At 37.6% G+C, this 25757-nt stretch carries 23 protein-coding genes; 12 read left to right on the plus strand and 11 right to left on the minus strand.

Annotated elements, in window-relative coordinates:
• Positions 1 to 141: 141 nt before the first annotated feature.
• A complete protein-coding gene (gene putA, locus G0028_RS08870) occupies positions 142 to 3891 on the minus strand; it encodes a trifunctional transcriptional regulator/proline dehydrogenase/L-glutamate gamma-semialdehyde dehydrogenase (RefSeq protein WP_218946297.1) in 3750 nt (1249 codons plus the stop codon).
• Between the two features lie 117 nt (positions 3892 to 4008).
• On the opposite strand from putA, the gene G0028_RS08875 reads away from it, so the two are divergent.
• The gene (locus G0028_RS08875) at positions 4009 to 4506 is read left to right on the plus strand and encodes an Lrp/AsnC ligand binding domain-containing protein (protein WP_130073664.1); all 498 of its coding nucleotides are present in this window, start codon (positions 4009 to 4011) and stop codon (positions 4504 to 4506) included.
• A 73-nt stretch (positions 4507 to 4579) separates the two neighbouring features.
• On the opposite strand, the gene putP is transcribed toward G0028_RS08875, so the two are convergent.
• From putP to G0028_RS08890, 3 genes are all read right to left on the minus strand, one after another.
• Positions 4580 to 6091, minus strand: coding sequence for a sodium/proline symporter PutP (putP, locus tag G0028_RS08880; protein ID WP_174492762.1), 1512 nt, complete (start codon positions 6089 to 6091; stop codon positions 4580 to 4582).
• 301 nt (positions 6092 to 6392) lie between these two features.
• The gene (locus G0028_RS08885; protein WP_180045566.1) at positions 6393 to 7010 is read right to left on the minus strand and encodes a riboflavin synthase subunit alpha; all 618 of its coding nucleotides are present in this window, start codon (positions 7008 to 7010) and stop codon (positions 6393 to 6395) included.
• A gap of 172 nt (positions 7011 to 7182) precedes the next feature.
• Complete coding sequence (locus tag G0028_RS08890; protein ID WP_174492761.1) at positions 7183 to 8811, minus strand: long-chain-fatty-acid--CoA ligase; 1629 nt, start codon at positions 8809 to 8811, stop codon at positions 7183 to 7185.
• Between the two features lie 668 nt (positions 8812 to 9479).
• On the opposite strand from G0028_RS08890, the gene G0028_RS08895 reads away from it, so the two are divergent.
• Complete coding sequence (locus G0028_RS08895) at positions 9480 to 9692, plus strand: hypothetical protein (RefSeq protein ID WP_130073660.1); 213 nt, start codon at positions 9480 to 9482, stop codon at positions 9690 to 9692.
• Between the two features lie 85 nt (positions 9693 to 9777).
• On the opposite strand, the gene bioB is transcribed toward G0028_RS08895, so the two are convergent.
• Together bioB and queG are read right to left on the minus strand one after the other, a co-directional pair.
• Entirely contained in the window at positions 9778 to 10770 is a 993-nt protein-coding gene (bioB, locus tag G0028_RS08900; RefSeq protein ID WP_174492760.1) for a biotin synthase BioB, read from the minus strand.
• Positions 10771 to 11083: 313 nt separating this feature from the next.
• Complete coding sequence (gene queG, locus G0028_RS08905; protein WP_180045565.1) at positions 11084 to 12178, minus strand: tRNA epoxyqueuosine(34) reductase QueG; 1095 nt, start codon at positions 12176 to 12178, stop codon at positions 11084 to 11086.
• 20 nt (positions 12179 to 12198) lie between these two features.
• Between queG and G0028_RS08910 the strand changes: the two genes are divergently transcribed.
• Positions 12199 to 13725, plus strand: a complete 1527-nt coding sequence (locus G0028_RS08910; protein WP_180045564.1) for an NAD(P)H-hydrate dehydratase — start codon at positions 12199 to 12201, stop codon at positions 13723 to 13725.
• Between the two features lie 38 nt (positions 13726 to 13763).
• Positions 13764 to 14096, plus strand: coding sequence for a hypothetical protein (locus tag G0028_RS08915; protein WP_180045563.1), 333 nt, complete (start codon positions 13764 to 13766; stop codon positions 14094 to 14096).
• Between the two features lie 42 nt (positions 14097 to 14138).
• Here the strand turns inward: G0028_RS08915 and ruvC are convergent, their stop codons facing one another.
• Complete coding sequence (gene ruvC, locus G0028_RS08920) at positions 14139 to 14684, minus strand: crossover junction endodeoxyribonuclease RuvC (protein WP_130073655.1); 546 nt, start codon at positions 14682 to 14684, stop codon at positions 14139 to 14141.
• An 838-nt stretch (positions 14685 to 15522) separates the two neighbouring features.
• Between ruvC and G0028_RS08925 the strand changes: the two genes are divergently transcribed.
• Entirely contained in the window at positions 15523 to 16083 is a 561-nt protein-coding gene (locus tag G0028_RS08925) for an FxsA family protein (protein ID WP_130073654.1), read from the plus strand.
• Positions 16084 to 16216: 133 nt separating this feature from the next.
• Complete coding sequence (locus G0028_RS08930; protein WP_174492755.1) at positions 16217 to 16846, plus strand: LysE family transporter; 630 nt, start codon at positions 16217 to 16219, stop codon at positions 16844 to 16846.
• Here the strand turns inward: G0028_RS08930 and G0028_RS08935 are convergent.
• Positions 16800 to 17012, minus strand: a complete 213-nt coding sequence (locus tag G0028_RS08935; RefSeq protein ID WP_130073652.1) for a hypothetical protein — start codon at positions 17010 to 17012, stop codon at positions 16800 to 16802. The genes G0028_RS08930 and G0028_RS08935 overlap by 47 nt on opposite strands.
• A 267-nt stretch (positions 17013 to 17279) precedes the next feature.
• On the opposite strand from G0028_RS08935, the gene G0028_RS08940 reads away from it, so the two are divergent.
• Complete coding sequence (locus G0028_RS08940; RefSeq protein ID WP_130073651.1) at positions 17280 to 17531, plus strand: hypothetical protein; 252 nt, start codon at positions 17280 to 17282, stop codon at positions 17529 to 17531.
• 98 nt (positions 17532 to 17629) lie between these two features.
• Here the strand turns inward: G0028_RS08940 and G0028_RS08945 are convergent, their stop codons facing one another.
• The 3 genes from G0028_RS08945 to G0028_RS08955 form a co-directional block, all read right to left on the minus strand.
• Positions 17630 to 17947: a monooxygenase gene (locus G0028_RS08945; RefSeq protein WP_180045562.1), complete on the minus strand. Its 318-nt coding sequence runs from the start codon at positions 17945 to 17947 to the stop codon at positions 17630 to 17632.
• 123 nt (positions 17948 to 18070) lie between these two features.
• The gene (metK, locus tag G0028_RS08950) at positions 18071 to 19237 is read right to left on the minus strand and encodes a methionine adenosyltransferase (protein ID WP_130073649.1); all 1167 of its coding nucleotides are present in this window, start codon (positions 19235 to 19237) and stop codon (positions 18071 to 18073) included.
• 156 nt (positions 19238 to 19393) lie between these two features.
• Positions 19394 to 20131 (minus strand): class I SAM-dependent methyltransferase, encoded by a 738-nt coding sequence (locus G0028_RS08955; RefSeq protein ID WP_180045561.1) that lies wholly within the window; start codon positions 20129 to 20131, stop codon positions 19394 to 19396.
• A gap of 408 nt (positions 20132 to 20539) precedes the next feature.
• On the opposite strand from G0028_RS08955, the gene argC reads away from it, so the two are divergent.
• The 5 genes from argC to G0028_RS08980 all read left to right on the plus strand — a co-directional run bounded on the left by argC (position 20540) and on the right by G0028_RS08980 (position 25573).
• Positions 20540 to 21595 (plus strand): N-acetyl-gamma-glutamyl-phosphate reductase, encoded by a 1056-nt coding sequence (argC, locus tag G0028_RS08960; protein WP_174493592.1) that lies wholly within the window; start codon positions 20540 to 20542, stop codon positions 21593 to 21595.
• 79 nt (positions 21596 to 21674) lie between these two features.
• Positions 21675 to 22424 carry a DUF6776 family protein gene (locus G0028_RS08965; protein ID WP_130073647.1) on the plus strand — a complete coding sequence of 250 codons (750 nt, stop codon included), beginning with the start codon at positions 21675 to 21677 and terminating at the stop codon, positions 22422 to 22424.
• A gap of 18 nt (positions 22425 to 22442) precedes the next feature.
• Positions 22443 to 22859 (plus strand): ATP-dependent Clp protease adapter ClpS, encoded by a 417-nt coding sequence (gene clpS, locus G0028_RS08970; protein WP_130073646.1) that lies wholly within the window; start codon positions 22443 to 22445, stop codon positions 22857 to 22859.
• 9 nt (positions 22860 to 22868) lie between these two features.
• A complete protein-coding gene (gene clpA / locus G0028_RS08975; protein ID WP_130073645.1) occupies positions 22869 to 25145 on the plus strand; it encodes an ATP-dependent Clp protease ATP-binding subunit ClpA in 2277 nt (758 codons plus the stop codon).
• Positions 25146 to 25219: 74 nt separating this feature from the next.
• On the plus strand, positions 25220 to 25573 hold the full coding sequence (locus tag G0028_RS08980; RefSeq protein WP_130073644.1) for a YnfA family protein: 354 nt from the start codon (positions 25220 to 25222) through the stop codon (positions 25571 to 25573).
• Positions 25574 to 25757: the final 184 nt, after the last annotated feature.

The raw sequence follows: 25757 nt of genomic DNA on the forward strand, positions 1-25757 counted from the left end.
TTTCCCAATAAACAATGGTTGTTAACAAAGTGCTTTGAATCATTTAAAAAAAGCCCAAGTGATCCATTGGAAAACTAGGGCGATGAAATATAGATTTGATGACATTGTGGTTATTTTACTTTAGAAAGCAAATTATCCCGATTAACTTTCTAAAGTCATCAAGCTGGCATTGCCACCTGCGGCAGCAGTATTAATGCTGATTGCACGTTCAATTACAAGACGATCTAAAGGAACAAGATCATTCACATGGTTTAAATGTGAAATGGCAATAATTGCACCTGAGCGTTGACTGATGAGGTGTTGTAAATCAGCTAAGCCCTTGACATCGCCATGGTGTAATACCGCATCAAACTCTGCGCTAGCGATATCATCGATGAGCGTAATGTGGTGGCGGATGTCTTGCGGGAGTTTTTGCAAGAGTTGTAAGCCAACGGCATTCTGATTCGACATCACAGCATGGCTTCCTACTGCAAAAACTGCAGCAAGTTGTTGTAAATAGGCATGTTCATGTTGTGCTGTAACAAATATTTTAGCTCTAGGCAAAATAGAATACTGGTTGGATTCACCTGTTGGACCAGGCAATGCATATAAACCTGTGATATTGGCATAATGATTTAATTTAAAATCAGTAATATGTTGTTTCGTCCAAATCTGTAAAGCATTATAAATTGGATTAATTTCTGTTTGATTTAAAGCTTTAACAATACCGAAAGGTTGTGCTGATAAATCACACTTTTGCATTAATTTATAAAGGTAAAGAGGCCCACCTGCTTTAGGTCCTGTACCTGATAAACCCTCACCACCAAAAGGTTGTACGCCAACCACTGCACCGACAATGTTACGGTTAATATATAAATTTCCAACTTCAGCATGTGCAATGGTCGTTTGAATAGTTTCATCAATTCGTGTGTGTAAACCCATGGTTAAACCATAGCCTTTATCATTGATTTGCTTGATTAATTGTTTTAATTCACCATATTTATAACGAATAATATGCAGGACAGGGCCAAACACTTCACGTTTTAAGTCATTCAAATTAGGCAATTCAATCATTGTCGGCGTGATAAAAGTACCTTGATGGCTTTTTAAACTCGTTTCTGCATATACCAATTGATGAATTGGATATGCTTTACTGCGCATCATTTCAATATGTTTTTCAATATTTTGCCGTGCTTCAAGATCAATTACAGGACCAATATCGGTTTTAAGGAAAATGGGATTGCCTAGGTTGAGTTGTTGCATGGCACCTTTAAGCATTTTTATTAAGACTTCGGCATTGTCTTCTTGCACACAAAGTACACGTAGCGCAGAACAGCGTTGTCCCGCACTGTCAAATGCTGAATTTACAACATCTAAAACCACTTGCTCGGTGAGTGCGGAAGAATCCACAATCATAGCATTTTGTCCGCCCGTTTCTGCAATGAGCGGAATCGGTTGACCTGTGGGGCTTAGTCGTTGTGCGACGGTTTTTTGTAAAATTTTGGCAACTTCAGTTGAACCTGTAAACATAATGCCTTGAATACGATCATCTTGGGATAACAGAGCGCCAACGGTTTCGCCACGCCCTGGCAGTAATTGCACGACATTTTCTGGAATGCCTGCTTCCCATAAAATTTGAATGGCTTGTGCGGCAATCAATGGCGTTTGTTCCGCAGGTTTGGCAATGACGGTATTTCCTGCAACTAAGGCTGCGGCAACTTGCCCTGTAAAAATTGCCAATGGAAAATTCCAAGGACTGATACACAGCACGGTACCTAGTGCTTGTAATGTGGTATGTTTTGAAATATTTTGCATTTGTGCAGCATAATAGCGGAGGAAATCTACAGCTTCACGGACTTCTGCAATGCCATTGCTATAAGTTTTACCACTTTCACGGCATAGCAGCAGCATCAATTCTTGTAAGCGAGCTTCCATCAAGTCAGCAGCTTTAAATAAATATTCTGCACGTTGATTTCGATCCGTATTGTTCCAACTGTCACAGGCAGCTTGTGCATTGTCCAAAGCAAGGTTAACGTGTGTTAAATTTGCTTCTATCACCGTACCGACAAGGTCTTGATGGTCAGCAGGATTACGAATTTCAATTTTGGGTAACTCAAGCAAAGTTAACGGGTCGAGATTTGCAACCAAACTATGGCTATGCCATTGGTACGTTGCGATTTTTTGCGCTGTACTATTGAGCTGCGCCAATTCGCTGTCATTGCTCAGATCTAAGCCAAATGAGTTTTTGCGTATGGGTTGTAATAGATCTTTTGGTAAGGCAATGGCAGGGTGCTTCATACCGACGATGCCATCGTGTTGTGCATTTTCAGCAATTTCGTGTATAGGATCTTCAATCAAATCTGCGATTTCGATATTTTTATCGGCAATACGATTTACAAAAGAGGTATTCGCTCCATTTTCCAATAAACGGCGTACTAAATATGCCAATAGCGTTTCATGATTACCGACAGGCGCATAGATACGACAAGGCACGCCAAGTTTATTGTCTTGAATATTTCCAACCACTTGTTCGTATAATGGCTCACCCATGCCATGCAGGCATTGAAATTCATATTGACCTAGATAATATTTGCTTGGATCAGCCAATTGATAAATTGTGGCTAAAGTTTGAGCATTGTGTGTTGCGAATTGCGGATAAATTTGTTGAGGCGCAGCCAATAATTTTTTAGCACAGGCGATATAGGACAGGTCTGTATGTACTTTACGCGTAAAGACAGGATAATCACGCATACCATCAATTTGTGCTTTTTTAATTTCACTGTCCCAATAGGCACCTTTGACTAAGCGAATCATGAGACGTTTTTGGCTACGTTTAGCAAGATCAATAATATAATCGACCACGTAGAAGCAACGTTTTTGATAGGCTTGGATCACAAAACCAATGCCTTTCCAATCATTGAGTGCAGGTTCAAAACATAGGCGTTCTAATAGCTCTAAGGACAACTCTAAACGGTCCGCTTCTTCAGCATCAATATTTAAACCGATGTCATATTTTTTAGCTAAAAGTGCAAGATTTAAAATACGCGGGTAGAGTTCATTGTGTACACGTTCGATTTGCCCACGCTGATAACGCGGATGCAATGCTGACAATTTGATGGAAATACCTGCACCTGTATAGACATCTTTGCCTTCAGATGCTTTGCCGATCGCATGGATGGCTTGCGTATAATCATCAAAATAACGATCTGCATCATGCTCAGTCAGTGCAGCCTCACCTAACATGTCATAAGAATAACGAAAACCTTTATCTTCAAGCACTTTGGCATGATCCAACGCTTCTTCGATGGTTTCACCTGTAACAAATTGTTCACCCATCATACGCATGGCGACATCAACAGCCTTACGAATAATACCTTTACCTGTACGTGCTAAAAGCGAAGTTAGAATACTGGATAAACTTTTTTGTTTCGGGGTTTCCATCAGTTTGCCCGTCAACATCAGTCCCCATGCTGCGGCATTGACAAACATTAAATTACTTTGCCCTAAATGTTCTTTCCAATCCCCTTGGTTAATCTTGTCACGAATCAATAAGTCACGGGTGGCAGTATCAGGAATACGTAGCAATGCTTCTGCTAAACACATCAGCGCAATACCTTCTTGCGAAGACAACGAAAACTCTTGTAATAGCCCTTGTACGATGCCTGCTTTGCCTGAAGAATTACGACGTTCTCTCAAACTATGTGCCAAATTAAATGCAATATCATAAATTTTTTGGCTCATTTCTTCTGAGATCTGAGTATGGTCTAATAAATTTTCCACACACTCAGGTTCAGGGCGACGCCATGCCGTATTGATTGCTGTTTCAAGCTGGGTTTTTTCTTTAAATTCAGTAATGTAGTTTGGGTTTAAAGGTGCAGAATCCATAGGCGAAGTGATTTCCATCATGTTCATGTCAACATCCTGTGACGCTAAATTTATCTTGAGTGAATTACTTTATATAATTTATGATTACAGAATATTCATAGTGAAACTCACTATAATTAAGCTAATTTTTAGAGAATAATTCGAATGGACAGTGGATTTTTAAGCCTAGACCGCATAGATATCAAGATTTTAGATATTTTGCAAAAAGAGGGGCGGATTTCAAATACCAAACTTGCAGAAGAAGTCAATTTATCAGCCACTGCCGCTTTGGCACGTGTGCAAAAACTGACGGCAGAAGGCTATATTTTAGGGTATGAAGCCAAGCTCAATCCTGTGTTATTGGGGGCAAATTTTGTGGTTTTTGTGGAAATATTATTGGATAAAACCACACCAAATGCTTTAGATGCATTTTCTGATGCAGTGGTGCAATATCCTGAAATTATGGCATGTCACATGATTAGTGGTGGCTTTGATTTTTTAGTCAAAATTCGTTGTGCCAACATGGATGAATTTCGCCGTATTTCAGGCAGTGTATTGTGGCAATTGCCGGGGGTAAAGGAAACGCGCAGCTATCCTGTCATGGAAGTCATTAAAGACAGCGCACAGTTACATTTAAACTTGAAGCCACGCATTAAAAAATAAAAAATGCAATAAAAATGGGGCTGAATGCCCCAGATTTAGAGAGTCCATTACAACCCGAAAGTATGTGAATGGATTATTTTTGATTTAAATTTTGCATTTCTTGTTTGTAAATATGATCCGCTTGTTCAAAACGCTCGACAACCTGTTTTGAAGGTGCTTTGCCCAATAAACTTACAATCACAATACTTAAAAATGATAGCAAGAATCCGGGCACAATTTCATATAAACCCGTACTTTGCTTTAAGGTCATTTCCCATGCGATGACGGTAACAGCCCCAACAATGACCCCCGTAATTGCGCCATTCAATGTCATTCGTTTCCAAAATAGCGACAAAATAATGAGAGGACCGAACGCTGCACCAAAGCCTGCCCAAGCATATTCTACCAAGCCCAAAACCTTACTGTCTGGTTTAAATGCGAGAATAATTGCCAAGACTGAAATGGCTAAAACCATGAGACGGCCGACCCAAACCAATTCATTTTGTGAGGCATTTTTACGGACAAAGCCTTTGTATAAATCTTCAGTGAGCGTACTTGAACAGACCAAAAGTTGACAACTTAAGGTACTCATTACCGCAGCTAAAATTGCAGCTAAGATCACACCTGCAATCCATGGATTGAATAAAATTTTAGTTAATTCAATAAAAATGGTTTCATGATTTTGAGTCACAGCGCTCGCAAGATTGGGATGAGCTTGAAAAAAAGCAATACCAATATAACCCACAGCAATTGCGCCACCTAAACACAAAATCATCCAAGTCATGCCGATACGACGTGCATTGGGGATGGTACGTACTGAATCTGCTGCCATGAAGCGCACCAAAATATGAGGCTGTCCGAAATAGCCTAAGCCCCACGCACAAGAAGAAATAATCGCCACAGCACTTAAACCTGAAAATAAATTTGAAGCATGTGGGCGTGCTGTTTCCAACAAAGACGCAAACTGAGAAACATCACCGATTGCTAAATATGCCATGATGGGGGTGATCAGTAGGGCAAAAATCATTAAACCTGCTTGGAACGTATCTGTCCAACTGATTGCAAGAAAGCCACCGATACACACATAACTGATGGTTGCAATCGCACTGATCCAAAGTGCTGTGCTGTAATTTAAACCAAAAATACTCTCAAATAATCGTGCACCTGCCACCATGCCTGACGCACAATAGATTGCAAAAAAGATTAAAATGACCAGGGCAGAAATTGCACGCAATACTTTCTTTTTATCATCAAATCGACTGGTAAAATAATCGGGAAGGGTGAGCGAATTGTTTTGTACTTCGGTATGTACCCGTAAACGTCCTGCCACCAATAGCCAATTGAGCCATGCCCCAATAATCAAGCCAATCGCAACCCAAGCTTTTGATAAACCAATTAAATAAATTGCCCCAGGTAAGCCCATTAACAGCCAACCACTCATGTCTGATGCACCTGCTGAAAGTGCGGTGACCACACTGCCTAAACTACGACCTCCTAAAATATAATCAGAAAAATCTGAGGTTGATTTGTAAGCATACAGTCCAATGGCGACCATTGCGATGATGTATAACATAAATGTTATTACGGTTGGATTAAGAAAACTCATAGCTTCATCCTTTGTCCTTTGGATTGTGTCCGTCCAAGAATTATTTTTATCGTGCTTCGTTGAGATGCAGATTCAAACATGGATACAAAAAAATTAGCTGTAAGTTTTCTAACGCATTTCATCAATAGTTGTGTTGCAAATTGTAATTTTGTTTACAAAGTAGGGGGTGTCATCAGACTTTAGTCTATACACATGAAAAAAAGCATCTATTGCAAATCAATAGATGCTGTGAAAGGAAGCGATAAAGTAAATTGGAAATGATTAACTTAAGATGTTGAATGCACCTAAAGATGAATATTTCTTAGTTTCTTGCATGAATACTTTCTAAAGTATCTACCAATGTACGTGTGGTCTGATCAATTTCAAAATTAAGCAGATCACCAACTTTTAAGTCTGAAAAATTGGTTAAGCGGATGGTTTCAGGAATAAGATCGACTGAAATTTGATTTTGTGTTTTATTGACATTGTTCACGGTCAAGCTGCAACCATGTAAGCCAATAAACCCTTTTAAAAAGAAATATTTGATTTTTTCATTTGGAATTTCAATATCTAAATGCAGTGTTTTACCATTTTCAACGATATTTTTAATCTGCGCCATTCCTTCGATATGTCCATAAATATTATGTCCACCATTTTCCATACCGACTTTAAAAGAACGCTCGACATTGACCAAACTATTTTCTTTTAAATGACCTAGTGTAGTAAGGGATAAGGTTAAATCCGAAATATCAAAACTGACTAAGGTTTTTTCTTCATTCATCCCCGTAACGGTCAAGCATGTTCCATCAATCGCAACACTGGCACCGATAAACACATCATCTAAAAATTTTTGATGGTTTTCCACAAAGATGGTGGTATAGCCTTGATGTTTTTCGATGCGATGAATTTTTTCAGTGCCTAGTACGATACCTGTATACATGTCCAATCTCGTCATGATATTAAAAACTTGACTATTAATAACATAAATTTGCACTGTTGCAGTGTGATTGACATGATAAATGCTTGAAAAGATTCCTCCTTGATTGTAAAGGAGGAATTTTCAGCTCTATCATGATTTCAGTTTTATGTTGCAAAGAACAGTAGACGATGAATTAACTTTCGAGTAATACAGAACCATATTTTTCACGAAGGTCTTTTTTCAACATTTTACCTGTACCTGTTAAAGGAATAGCATCTACAAAGACTACTTTGTCTGGAATCTGCCATTTTGCAATTTTATCTGCATAATAATTTAAGAGATCATCTTCAGTGACGTTGGTGCCTTGCTGTTTGATCGCAATCACTACAGGACGTTCATCCCATTTTGGATGTGTCGCGGCGATGACGGCAGCCATCGCAATTTCAGGATGGCTCATGGCTATATTTTCTAGTTCAACAGAGGAAATCCACTCACCGCCTGATTTAATTAAATCTTTGGCACGATCACTTAGGAGTAGATAACCATCTTCATTGATCGATGCGATGTCACCTGTATCAAACCAGCCATCAGTAGTTAACGCATTTTCAGATTTACCATAATACGATTCGATAATCCAATGCCCTTTAACTTGTAGGTTACCTGTAGTGTGACCATCACGAGCAACTTCTTGTGTTCCTTTTTCTTCATCCGTAATGCGTAAGTCGACGCCAAAAGGTGGGCGACCTTGCGAAAGGCGAACAGTGAGTTGATCTTCAGCAGACAATTTTTTATGTTTGGCTTTGAGTTGATTACTTGTACCCAATGGACTCATTTCAGTCATTCCCCAAGCATGAATGGTTTCACAGTCATATAAGTCACGGAATGCTTTCATCATCGCAGGTGGACAAGCGGAACCACCGACAACATTGTGTTTTAAACTCGCAAGTTTACTGCCACTTTGTTTGGCTGCTGCCAATAAGCCTTGCCAAATTGTCGGCACGCCAAGTGCAACGGTCACATTATAGTCATCAATCATTTGGACTAAACTGGCACCATCTAACCCAGGACCTGGCAATACAAAAGTACAACCGACCATTGCTGCAGCATAAGGTGTACCCCAAGCATTTACATGGAACATTGGGACGACAGGCAACATGACATTATTGGCAGAAAGATTTAATGAGTCAGGTAAACAAATGGCATAAGTATGCAAAATTGTGGAACGATGACTATATAAAGCACCTTTCGGATTGCCTGTTGTTCCTGAGGTGTAGCAGAGTGAACTCGCGGTATTTTCATCAAACATAGGCCATTCAAACTCTGCTGAATGTTCTGCGATCAGTGCATCATAAAACTTCACATCAGGGAGTACCGTTGCAACATCTTGGTCAAAAGCACTTAAACAAATAAAATGTTCCACACTTGGAGTATGTGCTTTTACGGCATTGATTAATGGGAGGAATGTTTTATCAAAGAGTACGACTTTGTCTTGTGCGTCATTAATAATAAAAATCAATTGTTCTGGAAATAAACGAGGGTTAATCGTATGACAAACCATACCACTGCCTGAAATTGCATACCAAGATTCTAAATGACGGTGATTGTTCCATGCGATGGTGGCAATACGATCGGCATGTTTGGCACCTAAACTGGTTAAGGCATTGGCAAAACGTTTTGAATTCTCAGCAACATGTGTCCAGTCTGTTGTGGTTATTGTGCCATCGGTATTTTTAGAAATAATTGCGGTATCGCCATGATAACGAGCAGCATGTTCGATTAAATTACTAATCAAAAGCGGCTGAAACATCATATTTCCTTGCATACAATCATCCTTTTAATTTTGTTGTGATTGATCTATTTCATTTGTGCTTATTTAATCCGTTCTATTTAAAAAATTATCAAATAGAAAAAACATATTTTTATCCTAACTAAAAAAAAACTGAATGCAATCAAAATATTCACAAAATTTTGTAACGAAGAAAAAATAAATTGATGTTGAAAAACAAATATTTATTAAATTATCATGATTTGAAAATAGCATTGCAATTTAGACTAAATTTTTGCGTAAATCTATGGAAAAATAACTTGAATTGGTACACAGATATGTTAAAACTATGAGACAGCCTTATTCAAAAATAAATGTTTTAGGATAAAACATGAATAAGGTCAATCAACATAGGAGATGATGAATGCTACAAACTTTAAAGAAAATTTTGTGTTTACACCAATTTGAATATGAAATTGATGCCACTGCCACGGTGAAGAAAGAATGTCGTAAATGTGGGGTTTGTCACTGATTTTATATCCAAAATTTACTCGGGATATCATCGTATTATTGCTTTAAAATGAAGTCCTTTAAATGTATTTTAAATGCATAGTATGATGATATTAAATGCGCTTCAAAATAAGAAAAAATAAAGTAAGCCTTCGTCTCTTTCAAATTATATTTCAGTTAAAATAAAAGCTTCTCATCATTTGAATTTTATGGGTATGTTGAAAGATTTTACTGCTGAAACTTATATTATTGATCAAAATCTTGTAGATACTTTGACGTGGCTTTGCCATCATCAAGGGTGTTTTGATTCCTTTGAATATGATGCATTTACCAAAGTATTGAGCGTACATCATGCCAATGGCACGGATATTTTACGTGAAGGCATGTTTTTAAATGCAAAATATGGGCTTTTGATCACTTCGCTGTAAAATTTTGAACTATAAACTTAAATCATCGCTTAAAAGAAATTAAAAAGCGATCTTGTAAAGATCGCTTTTAGACAGGTTATGTGATTTAAACGGCCATCGCGTCAACCGAAAGTTCGGCAGCTGTTGGTTTAGCTTTTTCTGCAATTAATCCTAACTTATTGAATAATTGTTTGTCCTTGCCTTCACCTGCATTGGGTGTAGTCAGTAACTTTTCACCACTAAACAATGAGTTTGCACCTGCCATAAATGCCAACGCTTGATCAGAATCACTCAATGCTTCGCGTCCTGCTGAAAGGCGAATATAGCTATGTGGCATGATGATACGTGCAACCGCAATGGTGCGAATCCATTCCGTAACATCGAGTTTTTCAACTTCTGCTAAAGGTGTACCATCAATCGGAACTAGCATATTGATTGGGACAGATTCAGGATGAGTGGGTAAGGTTGCAAGTTCTTGCAATAAACCAATACGGTCATTACGATTTTCACCTAAACCAACAATTCCACCGCTACACACTTTCATACCTGCATTACGTACATGATCTAAAGTATTTAAACGATCATCGAAAGTACGCGTGGTGATGATATGAGAATAGTATTCACGTGATGTATCAAGGTTATGGTTGTAATAATCTAATCCAGCTTCATGCAAACGTTCTGCTTGAGACTGATTTAACATTCCCAAAGTCATACACGTTTCTAGTCCAAGTGCTTTGACTTCACGCACCATTTCAAGAACATAAGGCATATCACGCTCATGTGGATTACGCCAAGCAGCCCCCATACAAAAACGAGATGAACCCGATGCTAATGCTTCTTTAGCTTCACTGATCACTTTGTCGACAGCAATGCGCTTTTCAGCTTCTAGTTTTGAATCATAATGCGCTGATTGCGAGCAATATTTACAGTCTTCAGGACATTTTCCTGTTTTAATTGAAAGTAGAGTGCTGACTTGGATAGTATTCGCTTCAAAATGATTGCGATGAATCTGCTGTGCTTTAAACACTAAATCTAAAAATGGTTGTTCATATAAGGTTTGGATTTCTTCACGTGTCCAATCATTTCGTACTAAAGGCATAAGTCAAATCCCTGATAAAATATTACTATCTCGATGTATCATACACAAAACATGCCAAAGCCAATGGGCAAAAACATCCAAATGGTTATTGGTATCTTGACTTAAGATTAGCATATAAATTAAAAATAAAAATAGTGATTTAGTTACAAACTTTGCGGTTTTTCTTGTCAGATCGTGACATAAAATATTTTTGTATTTAGGTGAACTTCAGAGTATTCGCTTTTAAAAAATGAAAATAACCCTGATTTTGCAGAGAACGTGCTTTGCTATTGAAGTTGTAAAAATGAGTAATTTGGCACAAAAAAATTAAAAATTATTTTGATTTACGCTGCTGCTCTGCGATAGCCCAGTCAATATGAACTTGCACAATCTCATCATGATGTGAGCGATGATGTTGCAAAGCCCGTAAAATTTCAGTTGAAAAGGGTGCATTTCCTAAACCAATTGCAATATTTCGCATAAAGCTTTGGTAACCTGTACGGCGAATGGGGCTGCCTTCCGTGCAGTTTAAGAAAGTCGCTTCATCCCAGTGCCAGAGATCTAAAAGTGAAGCATTGTCTAAACCATGTCTTGGATAAAAATCTTCAATAGGGGTTTTCTTGGCAAAACTATTCCAAGGGCAAATGAGCTGACAATCATCACAACCAAACACACGATTACCAATACCACGTCTTAATTCCTCTGGAATAATACCTTTATATTCAATCGTTAAATAAGCAATACATTTGCGCGCATCTAACATATAGGGTTCAACAATCGCCTGAGTGGGACAAATATCAATACACGCTGTACATGAGCCACAGTGCTTTGTTGTCGGCTGATCAAAAGGTAGTTCTAGGGAAGTAAATAACTCACCGAGAACAAAAAATGAACCTGATTTTTTATGAATGAGTAGAGTGTGTTTACCTGTCCATCCCATACCTGCATTTTCAGCCAAAGATTTTTCAAATACAGGTGCGGAATCTGCAAAAGGGCGAGATTCAAAATCGCCAACTTTTTCTTTAATTTTATTGGCTAAAGTTTTGAGACGCCCACGCATGACCTTATGATAATCTCGTCCACGAGCATAACGCGCAATGATTGCTGAATTGGGTTCGTCGGGCACATAGCGCGGCTTGGGTGTTTCTACTAAATAGTTCATCCGCACACAAATAATGCTTTTGGTGTTTGGCACTAATAAAGTCGGGTCAGCACGTTTTTCTAAATTTTCTTCTAAAAACTTCATATCACCATGATAACCACGTTTTAAATATTCCTTAAAACGTACTAATTCTGCTTGAGCATCTGGTTTGGCAATGACACAATCAGCAAAGCCAAGTTGCAAGGCTTGCTCCTTGATCCAACTTTTGAGTTGCTCAGGATCAATCTGTTGTAAGGCGATGTGTGTTGAAGATGAAGAAGCCGACATAGAAAAACATAGAGAAGATAATGCATTCACAAGTTTATCATAGCCATGAGATTCAAGCATGGGAAGCACGTTGGTTTAAACAACAAAATAGTTCTTTTGGGCTAATGCAACAAGTCGCATGGTCGATTGCACAGCGTTTAGAGGTTGTTTTTTCTTTTCAAAATACCATTCAACGTATTGCAATTTGGTGTGGTTCAGGCAATAACGCAGGCGATGGTTATTGTTTGGCAAAATATTTACAGGACTTGGGGTATCGGGTCACCGTTTTTGCGGCAGAACGTGGGCAATCCGCAGATTTAGCAAAAGCATTTCATCTTGCACAAACACATGATGTAAATATTCAAGCACATTTTAATATTGAAAATACCTTTGATTGTCATATTGATGCACTTTTTGGTATCGGTTTAAATCGTGATTTGGATGTTACATGGCAAGAAATCATTCAAAATTTTAATGCGCAATCAGGCTTAAAAATTGCGATTGATGTGCCCAGTGGTTTAAATGCAAATACAGGTCAGCCTTTGCCAACAGCGGTTAAAGCCGATTTTACTTATAGTGTGTTAGGTTTAAAAGTTGGGTTATTTACGGGTCAAGGCAAAGAATTTTCTGGAAAAGTAGAGTTAATTTCTGCGATACCAACAGATGAACAATTAAAGAACATTGCTCAACTCTCTTCCACGCATATTGTATTACCACAACGTCAAGCTTTTGGTCATAAAGGCAGTTATGGGCATGTGTTGGTGGTGGGTGGACATGCCGAAATGGGTGGGGCTGTAATGATGGCTGCCGAGTCAGCATTTCGTGCAGGGGCAGGCAAGGTGACGATTGTCTGTGATGCCAAGCACCATACAGCAATCTTGGCACGCTCACCCAATATTATGCTCCGTGATATCAATGCATTAACAGATGCTGAAATGGACAGACTTATTGAACATGTGGATACTGTAAGTTTGGGGATGGGTTTAGGGAGAGATGATTGGGCAAAACAACAATTTTTAAAATGGTTTCCTAAAATTCATCAAGCATCACATTTACAGATTGTTTTAGATGCTGATGCTTTATGGTTTTTGGCGGAAGATCCGATCAAGTTAAATGCACATACTTACTTAACACCACATCCTGGTGAGGCTGCAAAATTATTGAATTGTAGTGTAAATCAGATTGAAGCAGATCGAGTTACGGCAATTGAGAGGCTGCAAGAAAAATATGCAGGGCAATGGGTACTAAAAGGTGCGGGAAGTTTGATTTTAGATGATCAATTGTGGATTTGTACTGCGGGTAATGCAGGAATGGGCACAGGTGGCATGGGGGATGTGCTTGCAGGGATGATTGCAAGTTTAAAAGCACAATTTTGTCAGAATATTCATTTGCATCAGATTGTCACTTTGCATGCACTTGCGGGTGATTATTTAGCGGGAAAAGGGCAAAGAGGTGTACAAGCTCATCACATGCCTGATGCTGTGTATTATGTGGTGAATGATTGTCGCCAATCACCTATCGAAAATGAAGTAAATCATCATAATGAAATATTTAAGATGATTCGATGAATTAATTTTTAATATATAAATCAATGGGTTTTAGGTAAATGGAAAAATATTTAATTGTCGGAATTGTATTTGCAGCATGTGTTTTATTGGTGATTTACACACAAATAGATGCATCTAAATCGACAAAAAAGCTGAGTTTGAAAGAGAAAATCCAACATGAGTTTCCACAATATAAAGTGATAGAACGCAATGAAAATATCGTGATTTGCCGAGAAATTGCAGGGTCTCGTATTGATGATGAATTGGTCTTGATTCGTATAGATATTAACCAAGATAAAAACTTAAGAACAGTGGGGAAAATGTTGATTGCAACATATAAAAAATCACCGTCAATACGAGAAATCCGTAAAGATACAGTGGGATATGTTTAATTTATACTTATCTACACAACTGCATCGGATTTTTATGAAAAGCTAACGTCTTCTCCCACTATAACGACTGCGTCCTCGTGCCATACCACCTAAAGCATTCAGTACCGCCAATTTACTCATACTGCCGGATGCATGTGCATGACAAATCGCAGCCGCGAGTGCATCAGCAGCATCAGCTTGTGGGTGGATCGATAAATTGAGTAATTTCATGACCATCATTTGTACTTGTTCTTTGTCTGCTGCGCCATAGCCGACAACAGACTGTTTAATTTGACGCGCTGTATATTCAGCAACTTGCAGATCTAAATTGACCAATGCCGCGATGGCAGCACCTCTTGCTTGTCCAAGCTTTAAAGCAGAATCAGGATTTTGTGCCATAAAGACTTGTTCTACGGCTGCTTCAGTTGGACCATGGAATTTTACAATTCGGTCAATCCCTGCAAAAATGCGTTTTAAGCGCTCAGGCATGTCAGGAGTTTCTGTCCGAATTGTACCAGCATCAATAAACTTTAATTTTTGACCATCTTTTTCAATAATGCCATAACCCGTTAATCGTGAGCCAGGATCAATTCCAATAATGAGAGACATGTGCCTACTTAAAAATGCTTAAACAATTCTAATTATATGATTTTTTATAAATAATTTCTGTATAAGTTTCATATTTAATTGAATGTTTAAAATAGATTGAAATTGATATTTTTTTACTCGGCATAATTTTATTAAATCTATTGTATAAATTAAATAAAATATTTATTAAATACAACTAAAATACTCAAGAATATAAAATAAACAAAACACAAACATAAATGTAAATAAATGCAACAAAAGAGAATGAGAATATATGCTATTCATTGTTTTAGCTTTATCTTATTGCTTATTTTTAATCTATATGATTGATTTTATTTTTGTTTTTTAATTTTTATTGAATGTTTGTTTAAATAAATTAGGATTGATTTTTTAAGCTTAAATTAAGCTTAAGCTGTAAATTTTAATTTGCTATTGTATAATTTATACAAATCTATTTTTTATTTACTATTGTTGTTTATGAACATCGTTAAATTTTTAGCAAGCTTTAATACGGTTAATACATATTTATTTCTTTCAATCTGTGCATTAAGTGCGATTGTTGGATATTTTTATTTAAATCCTTAATTATAAGCATGTGACTTCATATAAAACCTGCATTAGATGCAGGTTTTATCATTTTAAATGGTGGCTAAACCGTCTGAAGTAGTGTGAAAATGTTGGGTGATCCTCAAATTAAAATTTATTAGGACCTACTTTTAAAATTAAATTAGGTTTAAATTTTAATTTTTTGTCAATTTTAGTCTTTAAGACTTTAAAAAATTGAAAACGCCCATATACAATCAACATATGTATAAAAATTTATGCATTTTTTCATTTTGTCGAGAATAGATTAATTTTCATGAAATTAGCTCTGGTTGTATTGGTTGGTTTAGTCTTAGAAATTTTTGTGTGGATTGGCGTAGGCGATCTCGTTGGAAGCATGTGGTATGTATTCTTCTGGTTTATTGCTGCCTTTTTTATTGGTTTAAATCTGGTACGTGCCAACGCAACAGGACTTATGCCACAGATGCAACAAATGCAAATGGGGCAAATGAGTGCTGACCCACAGTTGACCAATAATTTACCTAAAATTTTAGCAGGTATTTTGTTGATTATTCCGGGATTAATCACAGATATTTTGGCAATTCTGATTTTGATTCCACCTGTGCAACAAGCTTTTAAAAATGCCATGATGAAAACCATGATGAAGCGCCAACAAGCGATGATGGAAAAAATGATGGGTGGCATGATGGGAGATATGGGTGGTAATGCTGGACAAAACCCATTTGCAGATTTAATGCGTCAAATGCAAAATCAACAAGGGAATCCGTTTCAGGATTCATCGGTGATTGATGGTGAAGCTCGTGAAGTTGAGCCAGAACGTAAGCAAATTGAATTAAAAAATGTTAATAAAAAATAAAAGCTGAGCACTTGAAAATGAGCTAGACATGTGGGTCTAGCTTTTTTTATGACAGATTTCTATAAATGAACTAAATCTTGTTAGTGCAGCGTATAATAATGAGGTCTTTTTCGTATTTGTTCCTATATTTTGCATGTCTTTATTATTGACCATTTGTTCATTACATTTTTTTGCACAACTTAGTCCAGGCCCTGATGTTTTGCTTGTAGCAAAAAGTTCAGCGTCTACAACACGACAAAATACACTCAAAATTGTTTTAGGAATTTCAGTTGGAATCATTGTTTGGGTGGTTTTGACTCTAATGGGTTTTACGGTGCTCATTCAACAATGGCCATGGATCCAACAAGTTCTGATGATCATTGGGGGATTTTTCTTGGCGAAGATGGGGTACGCCATGTTGAGAGGTGGAGTTTCAACTTTAAAACAAGAAGTATCTTTACATGGTGTGATTGAACAGCAACCTAAAAATTATTTTATGATGGGCTTATTGACCAATTTATCTAACCCTAAGACCTTGATTTATTTTAGTAGTGTATTTTCTTTGGCATTAAGTTCTTCAGCAAATAGTCATTTAAAAACACAGTTGGCAATTATTATTCCGATTCAGACATTTTTTGTATTTACACTTTTTATGTTGATTATGTCGATGCCGAAAGTCAAACATCTATATCAAAAATCTGGGAGTTATATTGATATTGCATCAGGTGCATTATTTGTTATTTTTGCGCTATGGTTGTGGTTGGATGCACTTCATCTGATATAACTTCTATTTTAGAGGTATTATTTTCACAGGTATTGTGCTGTTGAATTTTTTGTGTGATTTGATACTTATTTGCAAGCAAGGTGGTTTCAGTATTCTCTGACCCTTGGTAAGTGCGACTACGATTGGCGCGTTCACGTAAACCGCCTTTTTTAATCAATCTAATCATGTTTGCTCTCCATAAAATTTTGCATAGTCTAATTAAAATTTTATGGGGAGTAAAAGAAAAGTTGTTGCTAATAAAGAGTTAGATGATTGAAGTAACATTTTTATATTTAATAAAATAATAAAAAACTTGACTTATAATGAAAAAAGTATACAAAAGATCATTTGTAAAATTATCTTAAATCTGTTTATTTAATATAAGTGACATCTTCAAATACTAATATGGTCACGCTGAGAAAAACAATAAATGTTTTAGTAGCAGGAGGAATATATGCTATATCAATATCAATGCGCTTGTTGTAATAAGGTTGTTACAGCAAACGACAAAGAATGCCAAGACTGTGGCTCTCATCATATTCGCAGTCCATATGGATTTTGGATTTTTTGTATATTTACATGCTTATTTGCTGCGATTGCATTTAAAGCAGGGCAGATCTATTTAAAGAATCATCAAGCAGATACGCCTGAACAAGTCACGTTATTGAATGTGCTCAATCAAAATTCAAATAAAAATAAATCATAAAACTCGCTTAAATTATCAGGTACTTTTGAATTGAAATTGTAAAGTACCTTTCATCTTTATACATCTCAGTCATATTTAAGAGAATGTAAAGGCTAAATTTATGCTTGGGGATTTAAAAAAATTGCATGATTGATTTGAGATAAAGGTAGGTTGATTGCAAAGCATTTGCTGCGAATATTTTGGATTCCAAAGCTTTGTAAACGTGCAGTATGCATCGTTAAATAATTTTGTGCATTTTCTTCAAGATCAAACAAATAAATGCCACCTGCTTCCTGAGTTTGACTATTTTCAGTCCATATTTTCCATAATAGACCTTTTTCTAGGTTAATACTTTCTGCAAGTGCTTTAAATGCAACAGACATTTCATCTGCAAATGGTCCAACGGTAGGAAAGTCAACTTGTAATAATACAGGCATATTGTGTATTCCAAGGTTTGAAAGTCGAAAGTAATATTCTATGATTTTATATAATGTTTGAATAGTTGTGTGGGCAAATAAAAAGCCCGCATGATGCGAGCTTTTCGATATTTCATTGGAAAATTAAAGGTTTGCTGATGCTTTTAATGCTTCAACTTTATCTGTTTTTTCCCATGTAAATGCAGTATCAGAGCCTTCACGACCAAAGTGACCATAAGCCGCAGTTTGTTTATACATAGGCTGAAGAAGATCAAGCATACGTGTAATACCGTATGGACGTAAGTCAAAGTGTTCACGAACCAATTGAATGATTAATTCATCAGATACTTTGCCGGTATTGAATGTATTGATTGAGATCGAAGTCGGTTCAGCAACACCAATCGCATAAGACACTTGAATTTCACATTTGTCTGCCAGACCAGCTGCAACAATGTTTTTTGCCACATAACGACCTGCATACGCTGCAGAGCGGTCAACTTTAGAAGGGTCTTTACCAGAGAATGCACCACCACCGTGACGTGCCATACCACCGTAAGTATCTACAATGATTTTACGACCTGTTAAACCACAGTCACCGACAGGGCCACCGATCACAAATAAGCCTGTTGGGTTGATATGGAATTTTGTACCTGCATGGAACATTTCAGCAGGAATAATCTTTTTCACGATTTCTTCAATCACAGCTTCTTTTAAATTTGCTTGTGAAATTTCAGGATCATGTTGAGTTGAAAGTACAACCGCATCTAAACGAACAGGTTTACCATTTTCATAAGCAAATGTAACTTGGCTTTTCGCATCTGGACGTAACCATGGCAAGCTGCCATTGCGACGTAATTCTGCTTGTTTTTCCATTAAACGATGTGCGTATGAAATTGGAGCAGGCATGAGAACATCGGTTTCACGGCTTGCATAACCAAACATTAAACCTTGATCGCCTGCACCTTGATCTTCAGGTTTTTGGCGGTCGACACCTTGTGCAATCTCTGGTGATTGTTTACCAATCATATTGATCACAGCACAAGTTGAACCATCAAAACCTAAGTCAGTATGATGGTAACCGATGCCATTTACAGTGTGGCGTACGATAGATTCAAAGTCTACATTTGCAGTGGTGGTAATTTCACCTGCAAGAACGACAGCACCTGTTTTTACTAAAGTTTCACAGGCAACTCGTGCATACGGATCTTCTTTTAAAATGGCATCCAAAATAGCATCACTAATTTGGTCCGCCATTTTGTCTGGATGGCCTTCGCTTACTGATTCAGAAGTAAAAACACTGTATTCGCGCATGAAAATCCTACGACTATTCTTTTCTCGATGCGTTATGTTACATCTTGTTGTCTATAATCACTAGGCTATTATGATGAAAAAAACGAATTAACTATAGAAATTGATTTGATTTAGTCAAAAAAGCGTAGCTTTACAATAAAAATAAGTTTCCACGATTTAATTTTCCAACAAGGATGCTTGAGGGCTGACATAACAAATAGGTACCACCTCTTCTCTACGTACAGCATCTACGGCTAAAGGGTTATCGGGCTGATTGTCCCATAAGTAAAGTTGGTGTTGTTCGGGGAACATATGTGAGTAGTAAAGTTTAACTTGTGGGAAAAATTGGCGATAACGATCAAAATAATCCATCCCTGACTGATGTGTCCAACGGGCTTGACCGCTATAGTCATCCACTGTTTTTTGCGCAAAAATGGGCATAGGAATGATCGCAATACCATCTGGTTTTAATACACGGCGCATTTCCGAAATGGCTTTTAGATCATCATGAGGATAGAGCAAGATATGTGATGCAAATAGGATGTCGAAACTTGCATCAGGAAAAGGTATATCCATCACGTCAAATTGAATATCGACATTATTTCGAAATTTATCGGCAGAGGTGTAGTGTTTAAATTTACGTTGAAAATATTGTTGGATCGCATGTTCTGGCGCAATGTGCAGTACTTTAGCGTCTAAATTTTGATATTGATCAAATAGCTGTTGTACAACCAAAAATTGTAATCGAGCACGTTCATTTTCTCCACATTTTGGGCATTTTGCATGTAGTCGGCTCTTTTTATCTTTAAAAGGTCCACTATATAAACAAATTGGGCAGGTAAATTTTTGTTTATGTGGATATAAGAGTTTGAAAAATGGCGCTCTTAGACTTTTAATAGATTGTTTTAGGTTCATGTGTATTTAAATTTTTCTTTACTTTAATGAAAGAAGTATAAGGATATTTATTTTTTAGATAAACAGTGTATAAAAATATATTGTGTATGTTTTTCATGAATATAGAGCCAAAAACACAAGAAACAGGGCATAAAGATCATTAGTTTTGTTTGAATTGCTGGTTTTGCCTATGGCTATAACGTGTTTTATAAATAAGGGAATATTTATCCCCATCATTAAAATTCTGCAGAATCGTTATTGCAAGTCGTAGGTGCAGATGAAAATCGTGAGACTTATTTTTGTTCAAAGTTTATTAAATTTTTGATCAAATTGAGTTGAAATAAAAAGAAAACCAAGTGAAAGAGTTTGGAAAAAGCAAAGTTCCTGTCATACTAGGGGACGAAAATGGATACTTTAAAATTTGAGGTAATAAACGTGATTTCAGTGGGTATTGTCGGTGGTACAGGTTATACAGGCGTTGAACTATTGCGTCTTTTACTGCGACATCCAAATGCGCAGGTGAATGTACTTACATCACGTACTGAAGCGGGTAAACGTGTCGATGATATGTTCCCAAGTCTGCGTGGGCATACCGATTTAGAATATTCAGATTTAGATATTCATGTTTTAAAACAATGTGATGTGGTGTTTTTTGCAACGCCACATGGTGTGGCAATGAAACATGCTGAAGAGTTGGTTGCTGCCAACACCAAAGTGATTGACTTAGCTGCTGATTTTCGTTTGCAAAATTTGGAACAGTTTGAAAAATGGTATGCTTTAGAACATGCGTGCCCAGATATCTTAAAAGATTCAGTATATGGTTTATCTGAGTTAAATCGTGACAAGATTAAACAAGCAAAAGTAGTGGGTAATCCAGGTTGTTATCCTACCACTGTACAATTAGGTTTAGCACCATTATTCAAACATAAAGATACCTTAGTGAAACCTGAAAGCATTATTATTGATGCAAAATCAGGGGTTTCTGGAGCAGGTCGTAAAGCAAGCTTGGGTATGATTTATTCTGAAAATGCGGATAACTTCAAAGCTTATGGCGTTGCAGGTCATCGTCATCATCCTGAAATTGTAGAAGCGTTAGAAAATATTTCAGGTCAAAAAGGCGTATTTGATCATATCGTATTTGTGCCGCATTTGGTGCCAATGATTCGTGGTATGTTAAGTACGATTTATGTGGATTTAACTGATGCAGGCGATGCGATGGATGTACAAAGTCTGTATGAAGAATTTTATGCCAATGAGCAATTTGTTGATGTCATGCCTGCAAATAGTTCCCCTGAAACACGTTCAGTGCGTGGTGCTAACCAATTACGCATTGCATTGTATAAACCACAGCCGAAAAAATTGGTGATCTTGTCAGTACAAGATAATTTGGTCAAAGGTGCGGCAGGCCAGGCAGTACAGAATATGAATTTAATGTTCGGTTTTAATGAAGATGCAGGATTACAAAACATCGGATTATTACCATAAAAAACGCTTTTCAACTTCACACACATTTAACTTTGCGGTTAAATGTGTGTTTTGATGCTATCACTGATCAGAGATGACGATGCCAAATACACAAACAAATACCGCGTCACAGCCCGCTCCAAAGTCTAAAAAGAGTTTTATGAATGGCAATCTGCCACTTCTGGCGGGTGGTGTCGTCTTATGTGCAGGAAGTATGCTTTTAGGTTATACGGTTGGACATCGTCAAGGTTTAACAGTTGTTGGTTATGATGCGGATGCAGAGCAGTTGGTTGAGGTGGTGGAGAAACAAAAAGCCACATTGACGAACTTAAATAAAAGCCTGAATGCGGCTGTGCAAGAACGTGATGTTGCTGTAACCAATACCAAAGACCTTTTTGATGCGCTCAATCAAGCCAAATCAGACAAGGCTCAAGTGGATGGTAAAAATAAGGTTTACCGAGATGTGTTAAAACAACGAGGCGGCTTAAGTTTGACTGTGCAAAACCTCGCAGTTAAGGCTTTACCTGAAAATGCTTATGAGTATCAGATTGACTTGGTACAAGTGAGTCCAAGTAATCGCCGTGCAACAGGTTCTGCTGAGTTGCGTTTGATTAGCGGCACAGAAGTTTTAACCATTCCAATGGAAGATGGTAGCTACAATTTTGAAGACTTTGAACGCCTCACTGGACGTTGGACCATGCCGAAAGGTTTTACCCCACAATTTATTGAAATTCGACTCAATGGAGCAACACCAGTGGTTAAGCGCTTTGCTTGGTCTCGTGGTAAAGCTGTGGAAAGTACAGAGGCTTTTGCTTCTGAAGTTCCACAAGCTGAAGCAAATGCTCAATAACTTATGAAATTAAAATATATGCGAACTCTTAAACGTAAAACTAATTTAAATGAAGTGAAATTATCCTTTCAAGAAACAGGATATATCGATTGGCATTTTAATCCACGCTTAAGTGATTCGCAGCAAAATGAAGACGCTGACGGGGATGTAGCTGTTGCAACAGCACCCCCTGAGTTAAAACGTCCACCGATGTACGCTGTTGTTTTAATGAACGATGATTACACACCCATGGACTTTGTAATCGAAATTTTACAACAATACTTTGCTTTGAATCTTGACCAAGCTACTCAAGTAATGTTAACAGTACATTATGAAGGAAAAGGTGAAGCTGGCGTATATCCACGAGACATTGCGGAAACGAAAGCCAACCAAGTAAATAATTATGCTCGGTCTCAAGGTCATCCGTTACTTTGTCAGATTGAGCCAAAAGAATAAGGGGGTTACATGCTCAGTCGTCAATTGGAAGTTTCTTTACGTTTGGCTGTTAGCATGGCTCGTCAGAAGAGACATGAGTTTCTTACGGTTGAACATTTGCTACTGGCTTTACTCGATAATGATTCTGCGGTAAATGCATTAAAGGCGTGCGGCGCAGAAATTGTGAGTCTACGTAAAGAATTAGAAGAATATGTAGAGCAACATACGCCAAAATTGGGTGAAAATAGTGATCAAGCACCGCATCCTACAGAAAGCTTTGACCGTATTTTGCAACGTGCAATATTCCATGTGCAATCGAGTGGCGGCGATCGTACGGTAGAGGGTGCAGATGTCCTCGTTGCAATGTATTCTGAACGTGATTCATTTGCAGTATATTTATTGAAGCGCCATCAAATTAATCGTTTAACCTTGACACAATATTTGTCACATGGTGGGCGTAAAGAAGAAATTCAAGTTGAAGAAGAGTCTGATGATCTAGATGGAGAATCAGCATCGACTGCAAACGCAGGACCTTTAGAACTTTATACGCTCAATCTAAATGCTGAAGCGCAAAAAGGTAAAACAGATCCTCTCATTGGTCGTGAAAAAGAAATTGAGCGTACTGCGCAAATTCTATGCCGTCGCCGTAAAAACAACCCATTGTTAGTGGGTGATCCAGGTGTGGGTAAAACTTCTATTGCAGAAGGTTTGGCTTGGCTTATTGTGAATGGCAAAGCGCCAAAACCACTTGCCAATGCAGAAGTGTTTAGTTTGGATATTGGTGCATTGGTTGCAGGTACAAAGTATCGTGGTGACTTTGAGAAACGTTTAAAACAACTTTTAAATGCGTTGAAGAAAAAACCAGAAGCGATTTTATTTATTGATGAAATTCACATGATCATTGGTGCAGGCTCAAGTATGGGCAGCACAATGGATGCTTCGAATTTGATCAAACCCGCTTTAGCAAATGGTACTTTACGTTGCATTGGTTCAACGACATTCCAAGAATATCGCCAAGTCTTTGAAAAAGATCATGCTTTATCACGCCGTTTCCAAAAAATTGATGTAAATGAGCCGTCTATTTCAGAAACCATTGATATTTTACGTGGTTTAAAAACCAAGTTTGAAGAATTCCATCATGTGAAATATGATGATCAAGCTTTAGTCTCGGCTGTTGAACTTTCTGCAAAATTCATTAACGATCGTTTCTTGCCTGATAAAGCCATTGATGTGATTGATGAAGCGGGTGCACAACGCCGTTTAAAAGCTGAGCAAGATGATACCCAGATCACTGTTGAAAATATCGAAGATATTGTCTCTAAGATTGCACGTATTCCACCAAAAACGGTGTCTAAAGATGATAAATCAGTACTTGAACATCTTGAGCGTGATCTTAAACGGGTGGTATTTGGTCAAGATGAAGCGATTACTGCATTAGCATCTGCAATTAAATTATCGCGAGCAGGTTTAAAATCACCAGATAAACCCGTGGGTAGTTTTGTATTCGCAGGTCCAACAGGTGTGGGTAAAACTGAGGTTACAAAACAATTAGCGAAATTGTTAGGTGTTGAATTTGTCCGCTTTGACATGTCTGAATATATGGAGCGTCATGCGGTTTCACGTTTGATTGGTGCACCTCCGGGTTATGTGGGCTATGATCAAGGTGGTTTGCTCACCGATGCGATTCATAAAAATCCGCATTGCGTATTGTTATTGGATGAGATCGAAAAAGCACATCCTGATGTCTTTAACTTGTTACTGCAAGTGATGGATCATGGTGCTTTAACAGATAATAATGGACGTAAATCTGATTTCCGTAATGTAATTATTGTATTGACGACCAATATCGGTGCAGAAAGTATTTCTCGTACAAGTATTGGTTTCACTGAGCAAGACAACAGTAATGATAATCAAGATGCAATGAAGCGAGCATTCTCACCTGAATTCCGTAACCGTTTAGATGGTGTGATTCAATTTAAAGCATTGCCAACCACGGTGATTGATTCTGTTGTGGATAAATTCTTAACGGAGCTTCAAGCACAATTGGATGAGAAGAAAGTAGTGCTTGAGGTGGATCAATCTGCACGGGATTGGATGGCTGAAAATGGTTATGATCGTCAAATGGGTGCACGTCCAATGCAACGTTTGATTCAAGAGCATTTGAAAAAACCGTTGGCTGAAATGATTTTATTTGGTGAACTTGCTGATCACGGTGGTAATGTTGCCGTTTCTGTGAAAAAAGAAAATGGCAAAGCAGTTGGCCTGACCCTTGAAGTGTTTGAAGATCAAACTGCAGAACCTGCCTAATTTTATTTGAAATAAAAACCCGTGTCATAAGCACGGGTTTTTTATTTTAACATTTTTACTTTGGGATCCCATTTATGGATGTACAGCTTTCTAAAATCACCATGACATTTTTTTTATTTTTCATGACCGCAATTGCTGAAATCTTAGGATGTTATTTCCCATACTTGATTTTAAATCAAGGTAAAAGTCATTGGTTGTGGCTCCCGACTGTACTGAGTTTAGCTGTGTTTGTATGGTTACTCACTTTACATCCTGCTGCATCTGGGCGTATTTATGCAGCTTATGGTGGGATTTATATTTTTACGGCATTGCTGTGGCTAAAATATGTTGACCAAGTGAGTCTGAGCCGTTGGGATGTGATGGGTGGAATTGTAGTTGTGTGCGGCGCGGCTTTAATCATTCTTCAGCCTAATGGCACGCTACGTTAATTTTATTTCAAAGTGATTTGTACTTAATTTTATGGTTGATAAAAGCTGACGTGTTGAATGGTCTGCGTGAGGGTTAAATGTAGCACAATCATTTTGATTGATGAGAACAGCATGCTTCTTATTTATCAGTTTAAAAGATATGAAAGTTTATATTTATTGGTTTAATTTCTAAGAAATTAAACCA

This window comes from Acinetobacter piscicola, from assembly GCF_015218165.1.
GTDB lineage: Bacteria > Pseudomonadota > Gammaproteobacteria > Pseudomonadales > Moraxellaceae > Acinetobacter > Acinetobacter piscicola_A.